Here is a 25,250-nt window from a genome sequence, read left to right on the forward strand (position 1 = left end):
TGCTTATGAAAAATGTCGCCGTCATTAATGGGATATCCTGCACGCGTTTTACTTATGAAACGCTGATAGACGGGAAAAATGCTTTTGATGCCGTACTCGCATACGCCGGGGCGCTGCCCCATGTCGAAAAAGTGGTTCTGCTTGGTAACATGGATACCATTGCACAACCTTCCTGTGAAGCTATAACGAAAGCGTCCTGGAATGTCGGAGAACTTCTCCATTCACTCAAAGAGGTTTCAAAGGGATGTGACGTTATTTTTTATTGTTATGCCGATTGTCCGTATCTCGATGCCGGCCTTGCCGGAAAAATGTATCGTCACCATAAACAGTCACTCGCAGATTATACCTGTTCAGACGGCTATCCATACGGACTCACACCCGAACTTATCTCTCATGATATTATTTCCAGACTGATAACCCTTTCCGGTGAGGGAAAAGATACCATCACAAGAGAAAGCATCTTTAACCTGATAAAAACCGACATTAATGCCTTTGATATTGAAACTGAACTCGCCCCGAAAGATTTACGTCTTCTCAGAGTCTCTCTTACCGCCGATACAAAACGAAACTTCATGCTGCTCGAGCGACTTGCATCCGAAAAGGCAACATCCGAACCTTCTATCATACGCCTCCTCGATGAAAATCCCATGATATTGCGGACATTACCCGCATATTATTCAATCCAGATTTCAGAACCATGTCCACAGACGTGTACCTATTGTCCCTATCCCCTGATCGCGGGGGAGGTCAGGAAAAAAACCGGATATATGTCGTATAAGCATTTCAAGTCTATACTCGACGATATCGAAACTTTTTCTGATGATGCGGTGATCGGACTTTCACTCTGGGGCGAACCCGCGCTGCATCCCGAAATTGCTTCGCTCGCCGGAGAAGTGCTGAAAAGGAAGTCCCTCTCGCTTGTGATCGAAACCTCGGGTATCGGATGGAACGAATCCGTATTAAAAGAGATCGCGCGGTACGGTAAAAAACAATGTTCCTGGATCGTGAGTCTCGATGCATGGTCAAAGGAAATATACAGGATGCTGCGGGGAGAAGGTTATGAGGAGGCATACAGGACGGTATCGATATTGCGTGAAATAAATCCAAAACAGGTCTATGTCCAGGCTGTTAGGATGAAAGATAACGAGGATGATCTCGAACAATTCTATAAAAACTGGCATAAAGAGACGGAGAATGTGATAGTCCAAAAATATGACGCGTTTTCCGAATTCCTGCCCGATAAAAAGGTTACCGATCTTTCTCCGCTTAATCGTTTCCCATGTTGGCATGTAAAACGGGAGATGGCTGTATTGATTGACGGTACCGTTCCTCTGTGCCGAGAGGATATCAGGCGGGAACATATCCTGGGAAACGTGTTTGAGGATTCCATTGATTCGATATGGAATACCGGCGAAAGTTTTTACCGGCTTCATACCGGAAAGGATTATCCCGATATATGCAAACGATGCGATGAGTACTATACCTATAACTTCTGAATATAATTCGATTCAATACACGATCGTGGGCGACAGTGCCTATGATCCGGGATCCGGGGAGTCCCCCCGCCTGACGATCCTCTTATTAAACAGGGGGGGGAAGTTTCATCGGGAGGATCTCATTGCGGGGCTGCGGTCCGTTCCTTTTACCGAGGTTCTCTTTTTTGAAGGTCCCGAACTCACCTACGATATCGAGCCGCTTTCAAAAAAATATCCTGAAGTTCGTTTTCTCCTTCTCAGGGAAAAAATTAGCGCAGGAGAAAAGATAAATCTCGGCATTTCCGAATCACGATCCAATCTTGTCTATGTACTGTGGAGCAATATGGCGATAAACCGCGCGTCCCTTTCCGATGAGTGCATAAAACGAATGAATGAAAAAAGCGTTCTATGCAGCGTCCCGATTTTAAAAAACGTCAAGCATGAGATAATTCCCTCAATCCAGGTGCCGGGCATATCGAAAAAGGATATCAAGGTTGTCCCATGGGTGCCGTCCACGAAAAAAATCAGGAGTATTTTCCCGTTTGATTTCTGCGGTATTTACGATAAAAAGAAATTCAAGGCTATCGGCGGGTATGATTCGCGGATTGAAAGTCCATACTGGCAGAAAATGGATTTCGGATTCAGGGCTTTTTTATGGGGTGAAACAATCAGGCTGAATCCCGATTTGACACTCTCCTATACTCATGATATCTCAGCCGATGACACAACACCCAAGAACGGATATACATTGTTTTATCTGAAAAATATCTTCATTACCTGTAAAAAGGGGAGCGGGGTACTCCCTGTCCGGAAACTTCTATCCTATATCCTTCACTCGGACACCGGACCATTCGATTCTTTCAGGGAGTTTCAAACCATAAGGAGGTGGGTAAAAAAGAACAGGGAGCGATTCAGGCTCGATGCGTTTACCCTTCTCAAAACATGGGAGGTGCCAGAATAGTCACCGGTATTTTTTTACAGGTCCGGCTTAATTCGACACGTCTTCCACGAAAAGCCCTGCTTCCGCTCAAGTCGGGAAATGTGATTGCCTTTGCGATGAGGGCTCTCCGGAAGGTTTCCGCGGATCATTATGTTCTCCTCACCGACGCGGAAAGCGCACCCGAGCTTTCACACTATGCGGAAACCGAAGGTTTCGGACTTTTTATAGGTCCGCAAGACGATGTCCTGCTTCGATTTTGTATGGCCGCACGCCGCTATGGAGTAACGAGGGTGGTGAGGGCAACAGGCGATAACCCCCTTGTTTCACCGCTGCTTGCCAGACGGATCTTGGATATTCATACCGAAGCCGGTGCCGACCTGAGTCATTATATCGGTATTCCAATAGGAACCGGGGTCGAAGTCGTCGAAGCGGCGGCCCTTTTTCGTTCGGAAAAAGATACAAGGGATCCGTTCGAACGCGAACATATGACCACGCATATTTATCGAAACAGAAACAGGTATCGTGTTCTCGAAAAGCAGGCACCTCCGGAATATGTGATGCCGTCCGCGAGGGTCACTCTTGATACCGAAGAAGACTACAGATGGATCGTGAGGCTCGTCGATGAATTATACCGTTCGAGACCGATGGAGCCTGATGAGGTGATTCGCTGGCTGCGGGAACACGATAAGAAGGCCGGAAATAAAAAAGCGGCCTTTTCCGGAAAGCGGGTGCTGCTTGTTCCCTCGATGATTTCCGGAGGGGGTATCGGACATTTCAAGCGGTGCGCGGCGCTTCTTCACAACGGAGATATCAATGCCTTTCTCTATATTCCAGAAAAAAATACCGATGCGGCCGCTGTCACCGGAATGGGCCGGGAGAGGCTCGTTTTTTCACTGAAAGAAACGCCGTCATGGGATCTCATTGTTATCGACGGGCGCGCTACGACAAAAGAACAATATGAAACGATGTCGGCGTACGGTATAACAGCCGCCGTCGATGAGGGAGGTTCCGCACGCCCGTTCATTCCATATCTTGTCGACACGTTGTTGACGGTACGGTCAGGCGGAAAAAGAAATGGCCCGAATATCACGGCTCAAACGGTTCCCGCGGCCGAGAGAAGAAAAAAAAGCTTTGTTTTTCCGTTTCAAACGATACTTATATCATTCGGCGGAGACGATCCGGGTTCTCTCAGCAAAAAAATAGCCGATACCCTGATCGGAGACGGATTCTACAAACCGGAAGCAGTCACGATTGTCAGGGGTCCCCGCTTTTCAAGCCAAAAGTGGCCGGCAGGGGTACGAATTATCGATAATCCTGAATCGATGGAACACCTTTACCCGGAACATGATTGCCTCATCACCCACTTCGGACTTACCTGTTTCGAAGCACTTGCAGCCGGAGTCCCCGTTATCCTTTTTAATCCGTCGAACTACCATAAACGGCTTACCGGTCATTACCGGCTTCCCCATATCGGTGTACATAAACCGGATATCGGGAAATTACGGCGGCTTCTTGCTTCAGGGAATACCTTCCAACGCGTGCTGGATGATTATCGCATCAACTCAGAAAACGATTTCCCGTCACTGCTTTCGATTATAAATGACATGTATCCGACGGGAAACGCCTCGTGTCCGCTATGCGGCAGGGTGGGCAATAAGGTCATCGCCCGGTTTCCGGAAAAATCGTATTTTCTCTGTTCGGGCTGCCGTATTATCCATGCCGTTTTTTTCCGTAAAGAGGAACAGCGGTACGACAGGGACTATTTTTTTTCCGGGTACAGAAAACAGTACGGAAAGACATACCTCGAGGATTTCAGGGCGATAAAGGAATCGGGAGCAAGACGAATACGGATTATCAAAAAGCTTCTTCGGGCCGTCACGAACCCTTTTCTTCTGGATATCGGCTGTGCGTACGGGCCGTTTCTGGATGCTGCGGCTGGTGAAGGTTTCCGATGCAGGGGAATCGACATATGTGAGGATGCGGTAGTTCATGTAAGAGAGACCCTCGGGATCGACTGCGATGTCTGTGATTTTACCGAAAAGGACGACCGCCTGTTTCCCAACGGCGAAACATACGATACCGTGTCAATGTGGTTTGTGATCGAGCATTTTCAAAACACCTCGGAGATACTCATCAAGGTGAACCGTCTGTTAAAACCTGGAGGATTTTTTGCGTTTTCGACCCCCAGTGCTTCGGGAATTTCGGCAAGAAAAGACTTACGATCGTTTTTATGCCGGAATCCGTCCGATCACTTTACCCTCTGGAAACCGCGCATGGTAAAAAGCGTACTGAAACGTTTCGGCTTTACGGTCAGAAAAATCGTCATTACCGGCCACCACCCCGAACGGTTCCCAGGGATGAAGGATATTGATAAAAACCCGAAAAAGATGCTTAATAGATGTTTGATACTTGGAAGCAGGGCGGCAGGACTGGGTGATACGTTCGAAGTATATGCGGAAAAGGTAAGGGGCGTGTTATGAGAAAAACGGTTTTTATTCTCGGCGGTTCGACCATGCAGCTTCCGTCGATCAGAATCGCAAAAGAAAAGGGGTGGCGGGTCATCGTCGCCGACGGAAATCCCCGGGCGGAGGGGAGAGCCCTTGCCGATCATTTTGCCCATATCGATCTGAAAGACTTGGCGGCAATGGAAAAAACAGCCCGGTATTACAATGAACTCTTCGGGCTTAACGGAATCTTTACGGCCGGGACCGATTTCTCGACGACCGTTGCTTATGTCGCTCAGAAACTCAACCTTCCCGGTATTCCCTACGAAGCCGCCTGTAATGCGACGGACAAAGCACAGATGCGGTCCGTGCTGAAAGCCGGCGGCGTCCCGTGCCCCGACTTTTTCATCGCGGATAAAACCGCCGATCCGCATTCGATACTGAGGTCACTCCGGCTTCCGCTTGTAGTAAAACCGGTCGATAACATGGGCGCCAGGGGTGTCAGGCGCGTTGATTCGGCGGAAGAGCTCGGGTCTGCAATCGGCAACGCGGTTTTTCATTCCCGTTCGGGCAGAGCGATAGTCGAGGAGTTCATCGACGGCCGGGAATTGAGTCTGGATGCGATCATTTACGACAATACCATCACCGTCTGCGGGATTGCGGACCGGCATATCTGTTTTCCTCCGTATTTTGTTGAGATGGGTCATACCATGCCCACGTCACTTCCCGAAACAGAAATCGCCAGGGTGGAAGACGTGTTTAAACGGGGAATACGGGCACTCGGGATCGTCAATGGCGCAGCCAAAGGGGATATCAAGGTGACGGCCGGCGGACCGGTCATTGTGGAAATTGCGGCGCGGCTTTCGGGCGGTTATATGTCCGGCTGGACGTTTCCCTATTCTTCCGGTATTGAAGTGACGGAAGCGGCACTCCACATCGCCATGGGCCTTCCGCCCGGACGACTGGCCACTATGGAAAGGAATGTGTCTGCGGAAAGGGCCTTTATCTCGATCCCCGGAATGATCAATTCGATATCGGGTTATGATGAAGCGGGGAAATCTCCTCATATCATGACGACGTTCTGCAGGGTAGGCCCGGGCGATACGGTCGTGTTTCCCAGAAACAATGTCGAAAAATGCGGTAACGTCATCTCAAAAGCCCCCTTGCGCGAAGAGGCTATCGTATGCGCCGAGGAAGCGGTACGGAAGATCATTATCAGGCTCGAGCCGGACAACAGGATAACGGAAGACTTCCTTTTCTCCCGCTCGGGTGAACCGTGGGTGAATACGATTTCCGCATTCACCCTTGATGATCCGGAAAACAGAAACGCATTCGAAATGATGATCCCGTTTATATGTGACGATAAAATCGGAAAACAGGAATCGATCACAGTACTTCCACTCCCTTCGATCGGGGACGAAACCGTGAGGAACTGGCACGGTGAACTCATGAAAGATGCGATAACGACATTGGTTCGGATTGCGGGCATTGAATTCGAAGGGGAAGGCCGTCACGGTTCATGCATCCTGGGAAAAAGTTTCTGGCGGGCATTTTTAAAAGGAGGAATTCAGGGCGGCCTTTATATCATCGATTCACTGAAACGCGCTTTTGAGCGAAATCTTTCCTGTAAACAAAGGTTGATATCGTGGGAAGATTAAAACCTCACATACTTTTTTCACTCGGCGTCATTGTGACGATAACCACATCCTTCCTTTATGCCGGGGAAGAGGATCTGATTGAAATGGAAACGTTTCTGAAGGAACAGAATGCGCGGCTATTATGGAATCCAGTCACCGATTCGGGGATGATCACGAAAAAAGGGAGTACCGTTTCATTCAAACCCGGCGCTTCCTGGATTCTCTTCGATTACCGGGAGTTGAAGTCGATTAAAAAAATATCAAGAGAAAACGGCAGGATTGTAATACCCGCTTCAACCGCCGCGGCAATCACCTCGTATTTCACCCGCGTGGAAAAAGAACGCTTATCATCGCCGCATGTCGAGGTGATCCTCATCGACCCCGGTCACGGCGGCAAGGATCCCGGCGCCCTTTATACTCACAAGACAAAGAATGGTACCTTTACCCTGTACGAAAAAGATTTGACACTCAAAGTCGCTTTGACGCTTGATTCCCTTTTCAGAAACAGGTACCCTGAAAAGAAAATTATCCTCACCCGCCGGACGGATATGTATCTGAAACTCGAAGAACGTGTTGAAATAGCCAATGACCTTGAAGTGGAGGATTATGAGGCGGTCGTCTATATATCAATTCATTTCAATGCGTCGTTTAATAAAAATGCAAAAGGTTATGAAGTCTGGTATCTCCCTTCGGATTACAGGCGGAATCTTATCGATGAAAAAGATGCAGAAACCGAAGAAAAGGATATTATTCCCATCCTCAACACGATGCTGGAAGAAGAATATACACTTGAAAGTATCACCCTTGCCACAGACATTCTCGGCGGTCTCGATGCCGTGTTGGGCAATGTCACGATCAACAGGGGGATGAAAGAGGAATCGTGGTTCGTCGTTCGAAACGCACGAATGCCCTCCGTTCTTCTTGAACTTGGATTTATCACCAACAGTGACGAAGCCGTGCTGTTAAGTGATCCCGGCTACTTGAATAAATGCTCCACCGGCATATATAATGGCATCTGTACATTTATAAATCGGTTTGAACAGACAAAAGGATTTACCCAATGAAAATGAAATTAACCATCGAACACTATCTATACATAACGGCGGGCTTCCTCCTTCTGATTCTTGTCATTTCACTTATCGCGTTCGGTGTACAGAAGGGGGACAGGACGCGAAGGGTACTTTTTTTCCCGGAGATATTTTCGGGAAAATTGAACGGCGAAGTGCGTTATATAAAACAGCAGAAGGATCTCGAACATAATATCAGCGCCTTTATCGATGAACTCTGTCTCGGGCCTTCTCTGCCGAATCTTTCGCGGCTGTTTCCCAAAGAAACCCGTCTTCTCTCCCTGCTTATCGATGACACCCACATATACCTCAATTTTTCACGTGAAATGATATTCCCTGACTCGACAATAAAACTCGATACGAACAGCATACTGAAAGCACTTATCGGAAATATCGATTATAATTTCTCACGCGTGAAGACTGTTTCAATCTATATGAACGGCGAACCGGTTGTGCCTGATTCCGGAATAGCGTATGAGGGGGATGAATTCGAAACAAAAGTCGAATTCTATTCGGGGCTGCTGAAATAAGGCACCAATGTTGATTGAATGAAAAAAAAAATAAAATCGTTGACAAAGGATTTTACTTTCATATAATTTTAACCAATAAAAGTAATTTGACTTTGAAAGGAGAGCAAAATGAGACGGTTACTTATTCTAGTTACCATCATGGGGCTATTAATCTGTAACATGGTTTTTTCTCAAAGTGATGTGGGCGAGACGTTCATCGATTTTAACGAATTGGTCGCCAATAAATCGATGGATGACGGAAGGGAAGAGAATCTCGAAACACTCGTTTATTTTGGCGAACAGGCAATCGGATCGACGGAACATTTGAAAGATAAAATGTGGACGTCGCTTGCCGTGGACAACTGGCGAGTTACCCTCGCTTCGTCTTCCAGGATTGTCGATCGACAGCGGTATTGTATCGCAAAAGCCGTACAGACACGGGACGGGACTAATGTCATGGGTATCCGGATAAAGTTTCCCGAATCGGCTTTCAACTCGTACGCGGTTATCAAACCGCCGTTTGAAATCCAGGCCTACCAGAGAAAATACAAAATGTCGGGCGGGAACGTCGAGATGGGCGAAGAGGGTGTCGTCGAGGATGAAACCGATGTCGAAGGCAGCAAATTCGACAACAAAGGCGTATTAAAGAATGTCGGCGTCATAAAGACGATATCCGTCGATATTTACGGCGCCAATTATCCCCACGGGCTTGGTCTCATTCTGATGGACCAGAATTACGAAGAGAAAACCATTCATATCGGATATCTCAATTTCGAAGACTGGCGGACCCTTCAATGGGAAAATCCCAACTATATCGAGGATGTGAGAAACAGGCCGCTGCAAAAATATCCGCTCTATCCGCGGTCCGTTCCCTATATCAAACTGATCGGTTTTGTCATTTACCGTGACGCGAATGCGTGGGGCGGGGACTTCATCACCTACATCAAAAACATCAAAGTCACCTATGACGATGCGGTTATCGAGGGTGCCGAAACCGATATTGACCACGAAGCCACATGGGGTATTATCCGCGACAAGAACGAAAGAAGAAGAAAAGCGGAATACAGACGTCTCGGCGAACGGTTGCTGCTCGAGGTGATCGAACGACAGAAAACGGCCGAAATCAAGGAAGAGACGGGCGAGAAATAAGTATGTACTGTTTACATTAGAAACAGCGAATCATTTCAAATGATAAAAAAAGGCTGTCCCGGATACACTCCGGACAGCCTTTTTTATATATAAAACGTATTAATAGCGGCGAAGGGATTTGAACCCCTGACCCAGCGGATATGAGCCGCTTGCTCTACCACCTGAGCTACACCGCCACAGTATAAATAACGGCCTACTATACCAACATGAACCGGAATTGTCAAGAGAATCGGGTTATTTTAACGGTATACCCCGGATATCTTTTTTAATGTATATCCCGCAGGAAAACATCATAGAGATGACAGCGACAGGAGAACATGTTTGGCTTTTTATATGAATACTTGACTATCGGATATAATCGACTATGATTAATGATGATAAACTCAATCGATTCCATAAACGAATCAAGGAGGCCATATGGAAAAGTATTTTTTTTCTCTCCTTTTGGTAATCCTGCTCGTGACAATATTCCCCGCTTACGCGGACGATGAAGATGAAGGTGAGGCGCGTTACACGGATGTTGAAATGGCGACGAAAAGGATCGATTCGCTTAAGAAAGATAATGAGGATTATCGCAAAAAAATCGACGAAATCGAAGGCCAGATTGACAACACATCGAATCTTGAAGCGGAAGCGGATCGCCTTCTAGAATAAGGCAAAAACATCGCACGTGTTTCATCCGTTCCGTTTTCGTAAATGCAAACCATATGTTCACACCGCCGACAAGCAGCCTGTACGCCCGATATTGCGCATGTTTCTTTTCGGTTTATTTTCCGTCTGTACACTCACTTCGGTCTATTATTGTTTCAGATTTCTCCAGACACCATACACGGGGTTTCATCTGAAACACCCCCCATTCACGGTGAAAGACGATGCTGTGTATTTCCGGACGGAATTTCCCTTTTCTCCGGCAGTCACTTCAGGCCTAATCAGCGGGAGAGACCGTATAAAGTCGATCGACATGATGGAAATCCACACGGTTGGAGACGCATTAAAGATTCTTTATAGCAAAACCGATTTTTCTCCCATCACCATCCTGGCTTTGCGCGACGATTCCATGCCGTACCGGATAACGATTTCACCGTACTTCAACCTCTTCCGCGTGGAATGGATGCTGATCGTTCTGTCGTCGTGTGTAGCGGGATACATCGGTTTTTACCTTTGCTTCGCATTTTATGATCGTCTCGAACACAGCGTCATGGCCTCCGCCGCGATCCTCGCAATGATGGGCGGTTGTGTCGTTCCTTTTTCTTACACGTCGGTTTTTTCGTTCATACTGTCCCACACGGAATTGTTCGTTTTCTGGGCGGTTTACTTCTGCCTCAGGTTGACGACGCAAAAAGACAGGGTTAAAAAAACAACCTCGGATGCGATTATCCTCCTTTTTCTTTTTATCATCTATCTTTTTTTTCGGGTATATGTTTTTCATGTATGGTCAGTCACCGGTGAGGATCGGTGGTTTGTGATCCTGGCCGAAGCGGAAAAAATCAACTATATCGTTTTGGGCTTGTTATCCGCGTTAGTCATACTACTGCTGATGCGTGCACGCGCCGCAGCGCGTATAAAAAAACAAACCGACTGGATCCTTTCAGGATTTATTCTCTGGATGGGTCCTCTGTTCTTTTTTGAACAGCTGCCCCGGATTTTGGAATATACGGGCATACGGAATATGAGTCTTGATTATTATTCATCCGTTTTCTTTATCATATTTGCCGTATTTTACCTGATCGGGATCATTCGACAATCTTCGGAGGACGGACGCGCCGTAATGCCTAAATCACTTGCGTATATTCTGGTGGTCGCGGGATCCCTGTTCATGTATTCGACGTGCCTGGTACCCCTGACTACACTGATGGCTTCAGCATCCGTTATGCCCCCGCGATATACATTGATGGTAAGTGCCTTTCTTCTTTTTTTGTTTCTTCTTCCCCTCGCATTATCGATTAGCGTTATTGTGAAAAAAAAATACGACAGGAAAACAACGAATTCGATTCAGGCAACGTTTCCGGAATTATCGCTTTCCGAATTACAAAAAAGTTATTCGGATATCACTGCGGCATTCGGGGAATTAAAAGAAAATTTCACCGCGGCCCTCCAGACGGAAAAATTACACGATATTGCAGGCGTGGTCAGGGGAATGACGCGGGTGATAAAAAACACCATCCTTCGGGTGGAAAAGGGATGTATGCTTATGAAAGGCAGACTCGGTTCTCTGGTCCAACTCAAATCAAAAGACAGCGGATACGATGCGTTGAAGTATAAAAAAAGAATCAGGGATATGGAACATACGATTATCGTCATACACAAAGGGTGTTTGGATTGTCTTTTATTGTGCGACCGGTTTTCCGGTACGGTCCGCGAAACCCCGTCGATCGTAACATCGATCGATTGCCGCACCCTGGTAAAACAGGCGGTTTGTGAAATAAAAAAATTATTTCCCGATACAAAAATCCCGATTACCGTTGAAAAAGGTGTCAGGATTCAATGCCGGCCGGCTGAAATAATCAATGCACTCACCGCCATTCTTCAAAACGCGCAGGAAGCATGTACGTCGACATCCGCGTGCATAACGGTCGATGTATGCAGGCAAGCGGGTAGTGTAACGATTAAAATAGCCGACAGGGGTTCCGGTCTCGCCGGCTCAAACCGAAAACGTCTTTTTGAACCGTTTTATTCGACAAAAGAACATCATTTTGGCCTCGGACTCTTTATGAGTAAAATTTTCATTGAAAAAAACTCGGGAAGCATTGAAATCAGCGGAAACGAAAGGAAAACATACGTCATCCTCACATTCAAATCCGCGCGGTAGCCTCGGTATCGGGGTTAAAAAAAGAAAATAATTGAAATTGGAAGCGGAATCAATATAATAATAGGTATCATGCTGTCATTTTCTCGTATATTACAATTAACGGAAAGGGATTGGCAATTGATTCAACATGAAAGACAATTGCCGCAAACGATAAAAGTATGTGGTTTGGGGGTATCATGGAAAAAGAAATAACGACTTTACTTTCTGCAGTCACGATGGGTAAAGTGGAAATCGGATTTGTCCTTTTTGATGAAAACAAAAAGGTCATCTATGTGAATGATTTTGTCGAGACCGTTACCGGATATACAAAAAGCGAATTGATCGGTACGCAATTGTTCGACAGTATTGTCAAGGATGAAAAATATCGCGAGCTTTCGCTTGCGAAACTGAGTAATTGTTACGATCGTCCGTTTAATGATTTTGATGTCACGATCGTTCAAAAGGACGGCAAGGCCGCCGTTTTTCATCTCCAGGGATCTTCCTTCACGGAAGAAGGAACACATTACGCGGTTATCGTGATACAGGACATTACAAAGAAAAAGGAGTTCGAGAAGGTCATTGAATCGACGTATGACAATATCATGCAGTCGACGATCGATCTCGATGCGGCGCTGAAAAAAATAAAGGAACAGCGAAGGGTACTCGAAGAATACAAGACAAAAATGGAACGGGAACTCAATGTCGCAAAGACGGTCCAGAAAGCGATTATTCCCAAAGAATTTCTTCGCAACGAGTATGTGGAAATATGGGGTGTCTCGATACCGAATGATGAATTGGGCGGGGACTATTTCGATCTTTTCAGACCCGATGCTTCCAAACTCGGAATACTGATCGCCGATGTTTCCGGTCACGGTGTTCCGTCCGCACTTATCACGACAATGATCAAGGTATATTTCGAACGTTACGCAAAGGAGTTTGCGGTACCGGAGAACGTTTTTATTCAAGTGAATAATGAAGTGACGAAAACATTACAGGAAACGGGTTTGTACCTGACCGCCTTCTACAGTATCGTCGACCTCGATACGATGATTATTACCAGTACCTGTGCGGGCCATGATTTCGCAATCTGCTACGATCCAAAAAAGGACGAAATATCACAACTGGGGAAAACGGAAAAGGGTACGATTATCGGAACATTTGAAGAAGCGGAATATGATTCATCTTTGTTCCAGCTTGAAAATGGAAACAAGGTGTTGTTTTTTACCGATGGAATAACCGAAGCCCGTAATAAAAACGGAGATTTTTTCGGCATTGAACGACTGATCAAGCTGCTGAAAAAACACAAGAACAAAAGGCCGAAAGAGTTTATCGATTTACTGATCGATGAGCTCAATGCATTTTCCGTCGACGCCCCCGCCCAGGATGACCGGACAATAATCATGCTCGATGTGTTGAAAATACCGGATCCGGAGGATGTTTCCGAAGAAAAATTGAAAACAATTATCGATACCGCATTTAGAAACGGAAGGAAATATGTCAAGGAAAAACAATACAGTGCCGCCGTCAACGAATTTCTGAAGATCATCAAGTTCGACAGCAATTCTTCCGGTGCGTACTCATATCTGGGACAGGTATTCGGAATATTCGGAGATTTCGAGAAAGCGGAAGAATGCCTGAATAAGGCGATCGAGTTGAATCGATCTTATGTTCAGGGATACTATTTTCTCGGCATCATTCTCTATAAAGAAAAAAAATATGAGGAAGCAAAAGCCTGCTGGTTGAAATTAAAAGAGATCGCCGGAGATTTCAAAAACGTCGACGATTATATCAAAAAACTCGAAAAAATGGGGATTTGATTGATAAACAGCTCATTGACGGTTTCTTTTTTATTTTTCACGTTGTTTTGGTCACGATGGCTTTTTACGTAACGATGAAAAGGTGTCTATTTTTGGAATCTTCCTCTTGAAATTCCCTGTAATTGCCTTTATTATGAATCGCCTGTCATTGAAAATTATTCATGCAAGAGGTTAAAAAAGGAAACGAGGGAGATGGCTGTAAAAAAGAAAAAGATGAGTATCGTATCGACACTCACCCCATACAAAAAATATCTCATACCCGGACTGGTTGTTCTTTTCGCTGTCATATTCTTTTCCGTTGTGATGGCAATGGTAGGCGGTGTTAACGCACGGCTTTCGGATATCATCAGGAATTTGGCTAAAACAAGGGATGATATCGATGTGATCAATCAGAGTCTACTCCTTTCCATCGCCCATACCAACGAAATGAGAACCCATTTGGGATTATCGGTAAAAACATATCCCATTAATGAAAAAACCGATCCGGAAGAAGCGGATGAAGCCGAAGGCAGGGAGAATCTCGCTTTTTTCAAGGCGATCGAAACGATGTTTTCATCCTATGCCGATGAAACGTATACCAGGAAATTCGATTCGATTGCAGAAGACGAGAGGTTGATCGATATCGTCAACCGATACGGATTTCAGACGGAAAAAGTTGAACCGTATACGTTACGGCTCATGAAAAACAAAACGGAATGGTTCTCCCTGCAATACATGCCGGAAGGGGATACCCTTACGATTAGCACTCTCTCGGGCGATTATCTCGAGGGGGTGAGTCCCGGAAAGGATGCGGCCGTAAAAATCGAAGGCCTCATCCCGCGGGTCGACTTATATAATTCGAAACTCAACGTCGCTTTAGGGCAATTGAAGAACATCGAGAGCGTCACCGCAGTCGGACAGGCACTCAGGAACAAGGAACTGACAGTCGCATTATCTTCCGAAGATACTGATAAATATTCATATAATGTCAATAAAGGCAGCAAGAACTTCGGGAATATCGGTTTATATAAAAAAGGCTGCCTGTTTTTTATTAATGATCACATCTATGATTCGTTCGAGCTTTTTTATGAAGATTTTCTTTCCTATGTCGTCGATCTCGACACAAGGGATGAGCGGGCGAGACGGTTTTCGGATGCTTTGGAAACCCTTCAGAATATATTTACCGATAAAGCATTTTTAACACTTCTTGAATCGAAAGGCCTTCATATCGTCCAGACATCGAGGAAGGATGAATATTTTACCTATTATGACGTGGTTGACAAAAGCGGGGCGCATATCGGGAGTTTTGCCGTCGATATGATGCATTTTGAAATTTATATCATGGACTCAGACGATATTCAGATCGGTTCGATCAAATCCCTCATGGAACGCGGTGGTGAAGAGACAAAAAAAAAAATAAGCCTGCCGGAGACAATACCGCAAATTGAGGGTTTATATCATTCGGAAGATACACTCAATCTTCTTCTTTGCGGCTCCAATGTAAACAATACCGATACGATCATGATCCTTCACATCGACCGGAAGGAGAAAAAGATAACGATCGTCAGCGTTCCACGCGATCTCTACTATAAAGGCCGGAGAATCAATACGGTCTACTGGGCGTGGGGGCCGAATCAGCTGCTTCGGGAACTCGAAGAGATAACGGGATTGAAAATTGAAAAATTCATGCATATCGATATGTTCGCCTTTATCGACGTGGTGGATATTCTCGGGGGTATCGACATTTACCTCTATCATGATCTTATCGATCCGACCTATAAAATAAAGGAAAACGGGAAATGGGAGACCCTGTGTTATAAAAAGGGGACCTATCACCTCAATGGCGTGCAAACCCTGCGCGTCGCGCGATCACGGCATTACTCGACCGATTTCGACAGATCACGTCGACAGCAGACGATTATTATGGCGATCCGCGACCGGCTGAAGGAAATGAGTATCTTCAATCTCGATAAAATATATCAAATCATTTCGACACTTCTGAAATACGTCAGAACAAACATTACCCCCCTCGAAATGGCGTATTATTTCAATACCTTCAAGGATTATCGCATCAACGCGCAAAACACCCTCGATACCACCAATGTTCTTTATGCGACCTATTCCAATATCTATCTGCTCGGAAGCGATTTCGATGAAAGCCGGCTTGACGAGAATTTCAACAAGGGTGCCTGGATACTCCTCCCCATAAACAATGACTTCAATCTCGTCAAATGGTATGTCCGAGAACTCATTACCAATGGTAAAATCAAACCGGAAACGATGGAAGAAAAAAGAGTCGCCATGGAATAGCCGTTGGAAACATGCGGAGATACCGGGCTGTAGACATAATGAGGAGATTGGTTTACATTAATGCTATAGCCGGATTATCAATCCTTTGCTATAAAATTTTTACCTTTTTATAAGGAGGTCTTGTATGGGAGAACTGGTTCCAAGACAGCAACTCGTTAAACAGGCAATGGTCGGAGTCGGAGGTATAGGGGGCGGCATCATACTGCTCGCGCTCGGCGGAGTGGGATTCTGGCCGGGAATCATTATCGGCGGGCTTATCGGCATCGTCGGACTGGCTATGGCCGCTTCAAAAAAAGACAAAGGCGCCGGTCTTATCGTCGCGGGCGGTGGTATCGTGTATGCGTTATCCCGGCTTCCTTTTTTGAAACCCATCGCCGGCTTTCTGCTCGGTGCGGGCGGTATCGCCTTGATTGCCGTCGGCGCTTATTCGGCCTATAAATTCATAAAAAACCTGAATGCCAGACGATAACAGCCATTCGGTATGAACGTGAATACCTACTGGATCGAGACCTACGGCTGTCAGATGAACAAAGCCGAAAGCGGGTCCATGGAAGACCAGCTCGATACGCGGGGATGGGTCCGCGCCGAACGCGATACCGATGCCGATGTCGTTATTCTCAACACCTGTTCCGTGAGAAAAACGGCCGAGACACGGATATGGGGGCGGATCGGTCATTTTAAACATATCAAGGAGACGCGTCCCCAGACACTCATTGTCACCGGATGTATGGCGGAAAGGCTGAAGGACAAATTCTTCAAAAAGACTCCTGAAGTGGATATTGTGATAGGAAATTTCAACAAGCATACGCTCGGTGATATTTGCGACTCACTCTCCGCAAACGGGAGCAAACATCTCCATGCGGATCATGATTCATACCGTTTTCTCAAGACACACGGGATGACCGGGGCAAAGGCATTTGTCCCGGTCATGCACGGATGCAATAATTACTGTTCATACTGTATCGTCCCTTATGTACGCGGTCCCGAGGTGTCCCGCGATCCGGATGAAATACTCGGGGAGATCCGGCGGCTCGATGGCGAAGGGGTAAAGGAAATAACCCTCCTCGGACAGAATGTCAATTCATATCGCTATAGCGATAACGGCTCCTTCATCGATTTTCCGGCGCTCCTCGAGTGGGTTCTATCCGCCGTGAAGCATATCGAATGGATCAGGTTCCTCACATCGCATCCAAAGGATATATCGAAAGGATTGATCCGCCTGATCGCAGAACAGCCATCTCTCTGCCGCCATATTCATCTGCCGGTACAGCACGGTTCGGACAGGATCCTTTCGCTGATGAACAGGGGGTATACCGCATCCGATTACAGGGAACTCGTTCGGGAGATCAAAAAAAACGTCAGCGGCATCACGCTTTCAACCGATATTCTGATTGGGTTCCCCGGCGAAACGGAGGACGATTTCAGGGCGACAATCGGGTTCATGAAAGAAATCGAATTCGAGGACGCCTTTATGTACCGATACAACAGAAGGGAAGGAACAGCTGCCGCGACAATGGATGACAATGTCGACGAAAGCATAAAGTTGAAGCGTCTCGATGAGATTATACGATTACAAAGGGACATCTCCCTGAAAAAAAAGAAGCTGAAATGCGGAACAACCGCGAAGGTCCTTGTTGAAACCGTATCGAAAAAAAACAGAGGCGAACTGCTGGGAAGAACCGAACAGGATGAAATGGTCGTTTTTGCCGGAAGCCCTCACCGTATCGGTACGTTCCTGAATGTCGAATTATTATCACTGAAAGGGAACACCTTTTGGGGAAAGGAGAATATTTGAAATGCCCTGGAAACTCATTGGTATACTCTCCATCCTGACACTGTTTCTTGTCTTTGCCTGGTTCAATACCCATCTCGTCACCATTTATTTCGGCCCCGTAAAAGTCGAGAATATTCCGATGTTCGTATCGCTTTTTTTCTCGTTTCTTTCAGGGGCGATTATCGCCCTTCCGTTTTCACTCATCAGCTCGATCAAGAAGAAAAAGAAAATCAAGCAGCAGCTAAAAGAGAAAAACGAACTTCTCAAGGAGGAAATAAAAGAAGGCAGGGATCGTAATGCATACATCGAAAGCAATCACGGGAAAGAAAACGGCGGGACTTACGATGGTCCCCTCGACGACAAGGAAGAAGAGAAAACCGTAAAAAAATCAAAAAAGAAACGAAAATGAAAAGGTTTTCCGTAATATGCATATTCATCATGTTTTTTTCCCTGTTTGCGTCAGGCGAAGAATCGCTTCTCGAAAAGGCACGACGATTAGCGGGCGAAAACAAAATAGAGGAGGCCGTTCCGCTCTACAGGCAATGGTTTGAAAAATGGCTTGAGGAACACCGGGATGATGAGCCCGTCGTCGATGTCGTTGCCGAATATATACGCATTGAAAACGAACCTGCTTTCTTCGTTTCGACACTGGTTCCGGTTATCCCGCATATACAAAAGGCTTCATTACGTTCCGGGTTGACCGCCGTCTGTGCGCTGGTCATGGAACTGGGCGGAAATACCGAAGAAGCGGTTCGCTACTATATCAAAGCCGCAAACTCAGCAAACGACGATAAAAAATCGGACTACCTCCTGAATGCGGCAGAACTTATTTTTGAACAGGGGGACTTCGAGAGAACGAAGGAACTCCTTACTCCCGTGATGGCTCAAAAGGGAAAGTCCGATGTTCGGGGCCGCGCGGCATGTCTTTATGCGAGAAGCCTTTTTGCGGCCGGAAACACAGAGGAAGCCGAACGCTATTACAGAATCATCATGGTCGAAAATAAGGATTCGGAAGCGTATCCGCAGATACTGCTGGGGTATTGCGAACTCTGTTTCGTAACGGGGAAAAAAGAAAAAGCACTGGAAATATATGAACTGTTACGTCGATCATACTCCGGATCTCCCGAATATTACTGCGCCGGACAATTAATCGAAAGGACGGAATCCTTGATTGAAAGCTTTCCGGGACCCTCGAGTTATTTTCTCCCATATACCTCGATAGAGCAGGAAGTTAAAAAGACGGGCAGTGAAGACGATCATTCGGAAAATCCGCCTTCATTCGATGAAAACGCTCCGCTTTTTATCCAGACCGGTTCGTATGTCATGAAGGATAACGCGTTGGAAATGGTTAAGGAACTCGAATCACATTCATTCAAAGCCGTCATTATAGAAAAATTAATCGGAGAGACACGATATTACCGTGTTGTCATCGAAGTAAAAAAAGGCGAGATCTCAAACGATATTGTTCTCCGTTTGAAAGAGGCGGGGTACGAAGGATTCCTTGTTTCACAATAACAGTCGTTATTGTAAAAAAACGGCTGTTATTCCTTTTCAATATGCTGTACGAGCCTGAATGAATCCTGGGAAACCGCTTCAATGCCATTCACCAATAATCGAGCCGGGGTAAAAACGATTACTTTCTTGATACTATTTCCGTCTATCCCCTCCTGTACTACGTATTCGAGAAGATAATTTTCGACCCTGTCGATCAGTCCGTTTTCTTTCAATATCTTGAAGGAAATGACGCTTATCGCGTATTCCCGAAAACCTTTATAGCCGGTTGAAACAAACAACTTCCATAATTCGGTTTTATCGGTACTGTCAATATTCGGCTTTACGAGATAATTTTTCGAGGCTTTATCAAAGAGATATGATTGTTTAAAAAGTAATCTTCCCGTCTGTGACGATATCTTTTTTATCAAATCATCATAAGCCTGCTCGTCAAGTTCATCCGGTATATTCTGAAAATGTTTCTGGTAATAAAAATCATTGATGACGGGGACATTGTTCAAAACGGCGAATCCGCCGGAATAATCCGTCATTGAATCATTCGATTCGTCAGTCCAGGTAAAATAAGGGGGCTCGAATATAATCTGAATACTTTTATCCTCGCCGGGAAACTCCTCTTCAAAAATACCGGAAAGCTGAACTTCGGACGGCTTCACAACGACTGATTCCTTGCTGTAAAGGCTTTCCTGTAATTCTTCCTTGACCTTGACATAATCTCCGGCCCAGAAATCATCGGACATTGAAATGTTTATGGAACTGAGCGATTTACAGGTGATATTCAGCGTCAATTTAATCGAGCGGACCAGGATGTTTCTGATCATGAGAAGCATGAGGTAACTGCTTCGCCGTGAAGAATAATCCCAGCTGTAAACTTCCTGTGCGTTATCCGAATAAAAAACGATTTGTTGTTCATCGGGGAAAAAGAGAATCATTTGCGAAATATCTTTCTTATTATACCACGCCCCTTCGAGATATTCTTCAAATACAGCCGTCCCGCTGCTTGATAAAAGCTCCCTGAATTTCTTGTCTTCGATAATATCTCCGGGAATTCTTTCCGAGGGGGGGATGAACTCGTACTTGTTACTCGCATATACCCATTGATATGTTTCCCTGATAAGGTCGTTCGCGTTTCCGGAATCCTTGTCCGTCCGTTCGATGACGATCGGAAAACTTTCACCTGTTTTTTGCCCGAGTTCATACGATGCCGACCGCTTTTTTCGTTGAATGGTGATTGTCCCGTTTGAAACAAGCCGGCAGATCGGTACAAAATAGAGCCCCGGATGTGAGGGCGATGGGGTTCGCCGGAAAACATCCAGTGTGACATCCTTGTTGTTCATGCCGCTGAAAACGATTTCCTTGCTGTAATCCCCTACAATATCGATACATTCGAGGTCAAAAACACGATGGTTGGTGGCATTGGTAAAGGATTCCCATGAACGGACGTATGTGTTTCGAACTTCGTCAAACTCCACAACGACCAGTTTTATGAACAGTTCCGGATCATCGACTATCTTGATGATAAGTATCTGTTCATCGATGATATCGAGGTCAAGATTCACATTGATTGTCTGAAGAAGGAATTCGTTTTTTGCAAGCGGTACTTTTGACTGAAGGTCAGCGGAAAGGGAATCGTCCCCTTCGGAAAAAAGAGAATCCGCATAGAGCGTGTCTCCGGTTTCCCGTGTCGAAACACCGGGAATATCCGCCTCCGTCGAATCGATATCGGGAATCCTCGGTGCACATGCCGGTCCCAGGAGTACACACAAGAGAATGACAAAAGGAATTTTATTTTTCATGATTCGTCTTTCTTAAAATATACGGTTAGCATGGAAAGAACTTCCCGGCGAATATCGGCAATCGGACGGGTGAATTTGAATCCGGCCGCGTTTTTGTGCCCGCCGCCCCCGAAGTGCTGCGCTATTTTACACACGTCGATATCGCCTTTTGAGCGGAGTGAACATCGTGTCACCCCTTTCAGGTCCTGTTTGATAAACATGGATACCTTGACGTCCTTTGCCTTGAGGGGGATATTGATAATCGCCCGGGATTCCTCAAAGGAAGCTCCGGTATTGATTATCGTATCCTTGAGCATGGTCTGAATGGCGACATGGTTATTTATTTTCAGTTCAAGCGAACTGAGTACCTTCGACTGGAGAATGATCGAGGGGATTGAATCGGTTTCATAGACCTGGGTATAGATTTCATTCGGATTGACGCCGATTTTCACGAGTTCATGGGCGATTTTAAAAGTGAGTGATGACGTTTTCGGATAGATAAAGGAGCCCGTATCATAGACGATTGCCATGTAAAGTGCGTTTGCCATCGGCAGGTCGATCGGTATTTTACTTTTTTTGATGAACTGATAAATGATTTCCGCCGTCGAAGAGGCATTTTTTGCGATGACAAAATTACATTGGCTATCATCGTCGCTGTCATGATGGTCGATGATAAAAAACTCTTTCACATGCGGGAGAATGTATGTCGAAATATCGCCGATATTGTTCGTGTCGTTTGTGTCGAGGATAAAAAGGGTGAAATCCTCGAGACCCCGTGGAAGATTTTTTTCTCCGCTGAAGTAGCCGATTTCATTTGTCACATCGACGAATTTGAAATTGAACGGGGTAGGGTCATTATTAATAATATATGCCTGTTTACCCAATTTTTTTAATACAAGAAGAAAGGCGTATTCACTGCCGATTGCATCTCCGTCAGGACTTTCATGCGCGCAAATAATAAACTTGTCATTTTTTTCGATACATTCGATCAACGTTTTGAAATTCATGATTGGCTGTTCTCCATATCTCTCCCAATATATATACTTGAACCTTTTTTTAGAATTTGCAAATTTTTTAATTCCTTTAACGGGTATTCCGGCCCAAGAAACACTCCCGGCTCGATGGTAAATCCACGGGGAAGCCTTCCGTTAGTTCCGATTAACGTCAGCCCCCTGCGGATATGTTCTGGAAATGAGGAGTTTTTTATCGATGAGGGACATCCGCCGATAGTACAACATTCGGGTATATTGAAGGCGGCGGTTTTGAAATCGTCCTGGAACGGAAATATAATGGCATTGCGAATCTGTGTATTTTTACCGATTCTGTTGTTATTCATAATTACGGAGTTGATGACTTTAGCATTCTTTTGAACGACGACATTGGAAAAAACAATTGAGTTTTCAATATATCCGTCTATCTCGACCCCCTGGGAAATATAGGAGTTTTTGATACAGCCGGACTCTCCGACATACATCCCTTTCCCGTCATGGTTCAGATTCGACTGCCTTAGTAAAAACTCCGTCACATCTGTCTGTCTCATGTTGTTTAAAAGCCAGAGATTCCCCTCATACATCTCCATTATGCGATTATGAAACAAAACCTGGCCGGAAACATTTTCCATCCGTTCGAATTGCTGTTCCAGTATCGCGTCAAAAAGACGGGAAAGTGGGGTGAGGGATCTTTTTTTTGTTCCTCCGAATGACCGGACAAGACGCAGCAGGTCTTTACGCTTTACGAGAAACAGGTTGAGGGGCACATTGTCGATCGTCACTTTGGTGATATTGTCATCCGATTCATCGAGTAAACGGAGGATCTCCCTGCCGTTGAACAGTGCTATATAAGTAGGGGATGTGACGATGATATGAGAGGATGTATCGGTTGAGAGAAGCCTTATAAAATCTTCTGTTTCGTCGGCGAGTACCTCGATATAATCGATCTGGTGTTTCCATTTTGCCGAAACGGCCGTTACAATCGTTTTGAAGTTCCCGGGGATTAACAGATAAACGGTTATTGTCGATTTCAGGGCGAGATAAGAGCAGATGAAATCAAGAAAAAAGTAATTCCCCCAGAAAGGAAATATTGAGGAGGCGGTATCTTTTCTGAATCCCGGTAAATCTTGTGAAAATCCTGTCTCTATTATATAAAGTGAATAAGAACCCATCGAATATTCCCCTTTTTATCAGGAATAATATACCATTGCAAAGGAATTGTCTCAATATTATCTTCGTTTTATTGCGTATACGACCACAATACCGATATCCACCGGCAAAAGACCAGTTCATACGATTGTGATGACATAGGCTTAACCCTGATTTCTTATCGTATATGTTTTCGCTTTTACGGCCTTATTCACAATAGATACGTGTCCTTCAGGAAGCGACATCCCGAAAGCCGAACGTTTACCAAAGCATTCGTCCAGGCTTTTAAAGAAAGCTTATACATTACACGACAGATATCTGTTTCTTCGTTCGACGTGTCTGTTGCCTGTGTGAGTATCCTTTTACGTATCTCACATTACCTCTGAAACGTTACCTGTTTGAGAGAAAACAGCATCATCAGTTAAAACAAGGATACCTCATGTAATTTCAATAAACTTTACATGGTACTTTTTACCGCTTTCGGTAATGATTCTGATTGTATTTTCAAGGACATTTTCCGGAATATCCTTTGGCTCCACGAAATAAGTCTCTTTGATGACAAACAGTTTTAGATCCTCAGCGGCCACCGATAATTTAGCAAAACTTTTCGGGGTTTTCACATCCGTAACCCGTATAAAATCAAGGCTTTCAGACATATAAAGCTGTTTATTTTTCGTTATCTTGAAGACATCTTTTCCCTTTGGAATCGGCATTTCTTCAACAAGTACCCTGAACTTAATCGGATGGCCCTGCGCAATTTTGTAGATACCGAAAATCGCAAGGATGATAATAATAAGTGCCGCTAAAATAATAAGGGGAATAAGCCATGGATTGTCTTCAAAAGCATTATTGACATGGAGTGTAACCCCGAGCGGTGTTTTAAAAGTATCTTTACCGGAAAATGTAAACTCGAGCGTACCCGAATAGGTGCCGGGTTCAATTTTCTTTTTTCCGTTAATATCATTTTTTGCGTCCACCTTGATCGAGAGAAGGTCTTCACCTTCCTTTACAAGGTTTTGTGCAAAAGTACCCGGCAGTATATTGTCAAAGGTTTCGGCCGATGTCAAAAGCGAAATCTTTTCAATAACGATGTTCGGCGGTTCAGGATATTTGACGGCCAATGGTAGGGTAAGTGTTCCCTTTCCTTTGGAACTCAATACCAGCGGTTTCATTTTTTCCTGAATCACTTCGATAAAACCGAATAATTCTGCGGACTGATCGATTTCATCCGGTGTCGCCCCTTCCTTTATCGATTTTATCTGGATGTTTTCGTCATCTTCGAAAATATCGAAGCCGGTATCACCGCCGATTACAAGAACCAGGACCTTCCAGTTCGGGAATACCTCGAGTTCGGTGATATCATCCGTAAACTCGTGAACGAGTTTGCCGTCCGGCCGGAAGTATTGACTCGACGGGGGGGGTTCGTTTATGCCGTCCGTGATAACGAGAAAGCTTTTCCTTCTGTTATTATAGTAGCGTTCGTTCAATTCATCACTCAACCGGTCGAAGGCATTTCCGATGTCAGTCCACGACCCATTCGCATTGATACCGTCGATAACCCGCTTGACCGCCGCCTTGTCTTCTTCCGAATGAATTGTCCGCGCTATCGCAACTTCAGATTTTTGATAAAACGGTATCAACAAAAAATAATCATCCACTTTCAGGTAAGTATCGACGATTTTGTCCTTCAGGTATGTTTTTACTGCCTCAATTTCCTCTTCCATTGAGAGGGACTTATCAAGGGCTATAATAAGGTCGATAGGATAATCCCTTTCGTCGGAACGGTCATCCTGGGCATACAACTGCATTAAAGAACCCGCGGTTATGAGGAAAAATCCTAGTGTTATAATGAAAAAACACGCTTTTCGTATCATTATTCTATACCTCCCTCTATATACTACTAACAATGCACTATATTTAATGAAATTGGAAGTAAAAA

General features: G+C 45.3%; 19 protein-coding genes and 1 tRNA gene. 15 read left to right on the forward strand and 5 right to left on the reverse strand.

Annotated features, from left to right (window positions below; genetic code table 11):
* Window positions 1–5: 5 nt before the first annotated feature.
* From JW881_00825 to JW881_00855, 7 genes are all read left to right on the forward strand, one after another.
* Entirely contained in the window at window positions 6–1,496 is a 1,491-nt protein-coding gene (locus tag JW881_00825; GenBank protein MBN1696029.1) for a spiro-SPASM protein, read from the forward strand.
* Window positions 1,471–2,436 carry a hypothetical protein gene (locus JW881_00830; GenBank protein MBN1696030.1) on the forward strand — a complete coding sequence of 322 codons (966 nt, stop codon included), beginning with the start codon at window positions 1,471–1,473 and terminating at the stop codon, window positions 2,434–2,436. Before JW881_00825 ends, JW881_00830 begins: the two co-directional genes overlap by 26 nt.
* On the forward strand, window positions 2,361–4,895 hold the full coding sequence (locus JW881_00835) for a methyltransferase domain-containing protein (GenBank protein ID MBN1696031.1): 2,535 nt from the start codon (window positions 2,361–2,363) through the stop codon (window positions 4,893–4,895). Before JW881_00830 ends, JW881_00835 begins: the two co-directional genes overlap by 76 nt.
* Window positions 4,892–6,517 (forward strand): ATP-grasp domain-containing protein, encoded by a 1,626-nt coding sequence (locus JW881_00840; GenBank protein MBN1696032.1) that lies wholly within the window; start codon window positions 4,892–4,894, stop codon window positions 6,515–6,517. The genes JW881_00835 and JW881_00840 overlap by 4 nt, the downstream gene beginning before the upstream one ends.
* Complete coding sequence (locus tag JW881_00845; GenBank protein ID MBN1696033.1) at window positions 6,505–7,560, forward strand: N-acetylmuramoyl-L-alanine amidase; 1,056 nt, start codon at window positions 6,505–6,507, stop codon at window positions 7,558–7,560. The genes JW881_00840 and JW881_00845 overlap by 13 nt, the downstream gene beginning before the upstream one ends.
* Complete coding sequence (locus JW881_00850) at window positions 7,557–8,093, forward strand: GerMN domain-containing protein (GenBank protein MBN1696034.1); 537 nt, start codon at window positions 7,557–7,559, stop codon at window positions 8,091–8,093. The genes JW881_00845 and JW881_00850 overlap by 4 nt, the downstream gene beginning before the upstream one ends.
* A gap of 108 nt (window positions 8,094–8,201) precedes the next feature.
* Window positions 8,202–9,221 (forward strand): flagellar protein, encoded by a 1,020-nt coding sequence (locus JW881_00855; protein ID MBN1696035.1) that lies wholly within the window; start codon window positions 8,202–8,204, stop codon window positions 9,219–9,221.
* A gap of 103 nt (window positions 9,222–9,324) precedes the next feature.
* On the opposite strand, the gene JW881_00860 is transcribed toward JW881_00855, so the two are convergent.
* A tRNA-Met gene (locus JW881_00860) sits at window positions 9,325–9,397 on the reverse strand.
* 241 nt (window positions 9,398–9,638) lie between these two features.
* Here JW881_00860 and JW881_00865 point away from each other — a divergent pair.
* The 8 genes from JW881_00865 (at window position 9,639) to JW881_00900 (ending at window position 19,404) form a co-directional block, all read left to right on the forward strand.
* Window positions 9,639–9,875, forward strand: coding sequence for a hypothetical protein (locus tag JW881_00865; GenBank protein ID MBN1696036.1), 237 nt, complete (start codon window positions 9,639–9,641; stop codon window positions 9,873–9,875).
* Window positions 9,876–9,972: 97 nt separating this feature from the next.
* A complete protein-coding gene (locus JW881_00870) occupies window positions 9,973–12,030 on the forward strand; it encodes a HAMP domain-containing histidine kinase (GenBank protein ID MBN1696037.1) in 2,058 nt (685 codons plus the stop codon).
* Window positions 12,031–12,206: 176 nt separating this feature from the next.
* Window positions 12,207–13,826: a SpoIIE family protein phosphatase gene (locus tag JW881_00875; GenBank protein ID MBN1696038.1), complete on the forward strand. Its 1,620-nt coding sequence runs from the start codon at window positions 12,207–12,209 to the stop codon at window positions 13,824–13,826.
* Window positions 13,827–14,018: 192 nt separating this feature from the next.
* Window positions 14,019–16,115, forward strand: a complete 2,097-nt coding sequence (locus JW881_00880; GenBank protein ID MBN1696039.1) for an LCP family protein — start codon at window positions 14,019–14,021, stop codon at window positions 16,113–16,115.
* A gap of 124 nt (window positions 16,116–16,239) precedes the next feature.
* Window positions 16,240–16,584 carry a hypothetical protein gene (locus JW881_00885; protein MBN1696040.1) on the forward strand — a complete coding sequence of 115 codons (345 nt, stop codon included), beginning with the start codon at window positions 16,240–16,242 and terminating at the stop codon, window positions 16,582–16,584.
* A 12-nt stretch (window positions 16,585–16,596) separates the two neighbouring features.
* A complete protein-coding gene (gene miaB / locus JW881_00890) occupies window positions 16,597–17,910 on the forward strand; it encodes a tRNA (N6-isopentenyl adenosine(37)-C2)-methylthiotransferase MiaB (protein ID MBN1696041.1) in 1,314 nt (437 codons plus the stop codon).
* A gap of 1 nt (window position 17,911) precedes the next feature.
* Window positions 17,912–18,298, forward strand: a complete 387-nt coding sequence (locus JW881_00895) for a DUF1049 domain-containing protein (GenBank protein ID MBN1696042.1) — start codon at window positions 17,912–17,914, stop codon at window positions 18,296–18,298.
* Complete coding sequence (locus JW881_00900) at window positions 18,295–19,404, forward strand: tetratricopeptide repeat protein (GenBank protein MBN1696043.1); 1,110 nt, start codon at window positions 18,295–18,297, stop codon at window positions 19,402–19,404. Before JW881_00895 ends, JW881_00900 begins: the two co-directional genes overlap by 4 nt.
* Before the next feature lie 26 nt (window positions 19,405–19,430).
* On the opposite strand, the gene JW881_00905 is transcribed toward JW881_00900, so the two are convergent.
* From JW881_00905 to JW881_00920, 4 genes are all read right to left on the reverse strand, one after another.
* A complete protein-coding gene (locus JW881_00905; GenBank protein MBN1696044.1) occupies window positions 19,431–21,194 on the reverse strand; it encodes a pallilysin-related adhesin in 1,764 nt (587 codons plus the stop codon).
* Complete coding sequence (locus JW881_00910; GenBank protein ID MBN1696045.1) at window positions 21,191–22,180, reverse strand: bifunctional oligoribonuclease/PAP phosphatase NrnA; 990 nt, start codon at window positions 22,178–22,180, stop codon at window positions 21,191–21,193. The genes JW881_00905 and JW881_00910 overlap by 4 nt, the downstream gene beginning before the upstream one ends.
* Window positions 22,177–23,334 (reverse strand): hypothetical protein, encoded by a 1,158-nt coding sequence (locus JW881_00915; GenBank protein ID MBN1696046.1) that lies wholly within the window; start codon window positions 23,332–23,334, stop codon window positions 22,177–22,179. Before JW881_00915 ends, JW881_00910 begins: the two co-directional genes overlap by 4 nt.
* Before the next feature lie 414 nt (window positions 23,335–23,748).
* Window positions 23,749–25,185: a VWA domain-containing protein gene (locus tag JW881_00920; GenBank protein ID MBN1696047.1), complete on the reverse strand. Its 1,437-nt coding sequence runs from the start codon at window positions 25,183–25,185 to the stop codon at window positions 23,749–23,751.
* Window positions 25,186–25,250: the final 65 nt, after the last annotated feature.

It is taken from the genome of Spirochaetales bacterium, from assembly GCA_016930085.1.
Classification (GTDB): Bacteria; Spirochaetota; Spirochaetia; order SZUA-6; family JAFGRV01; genus JAFGHO01.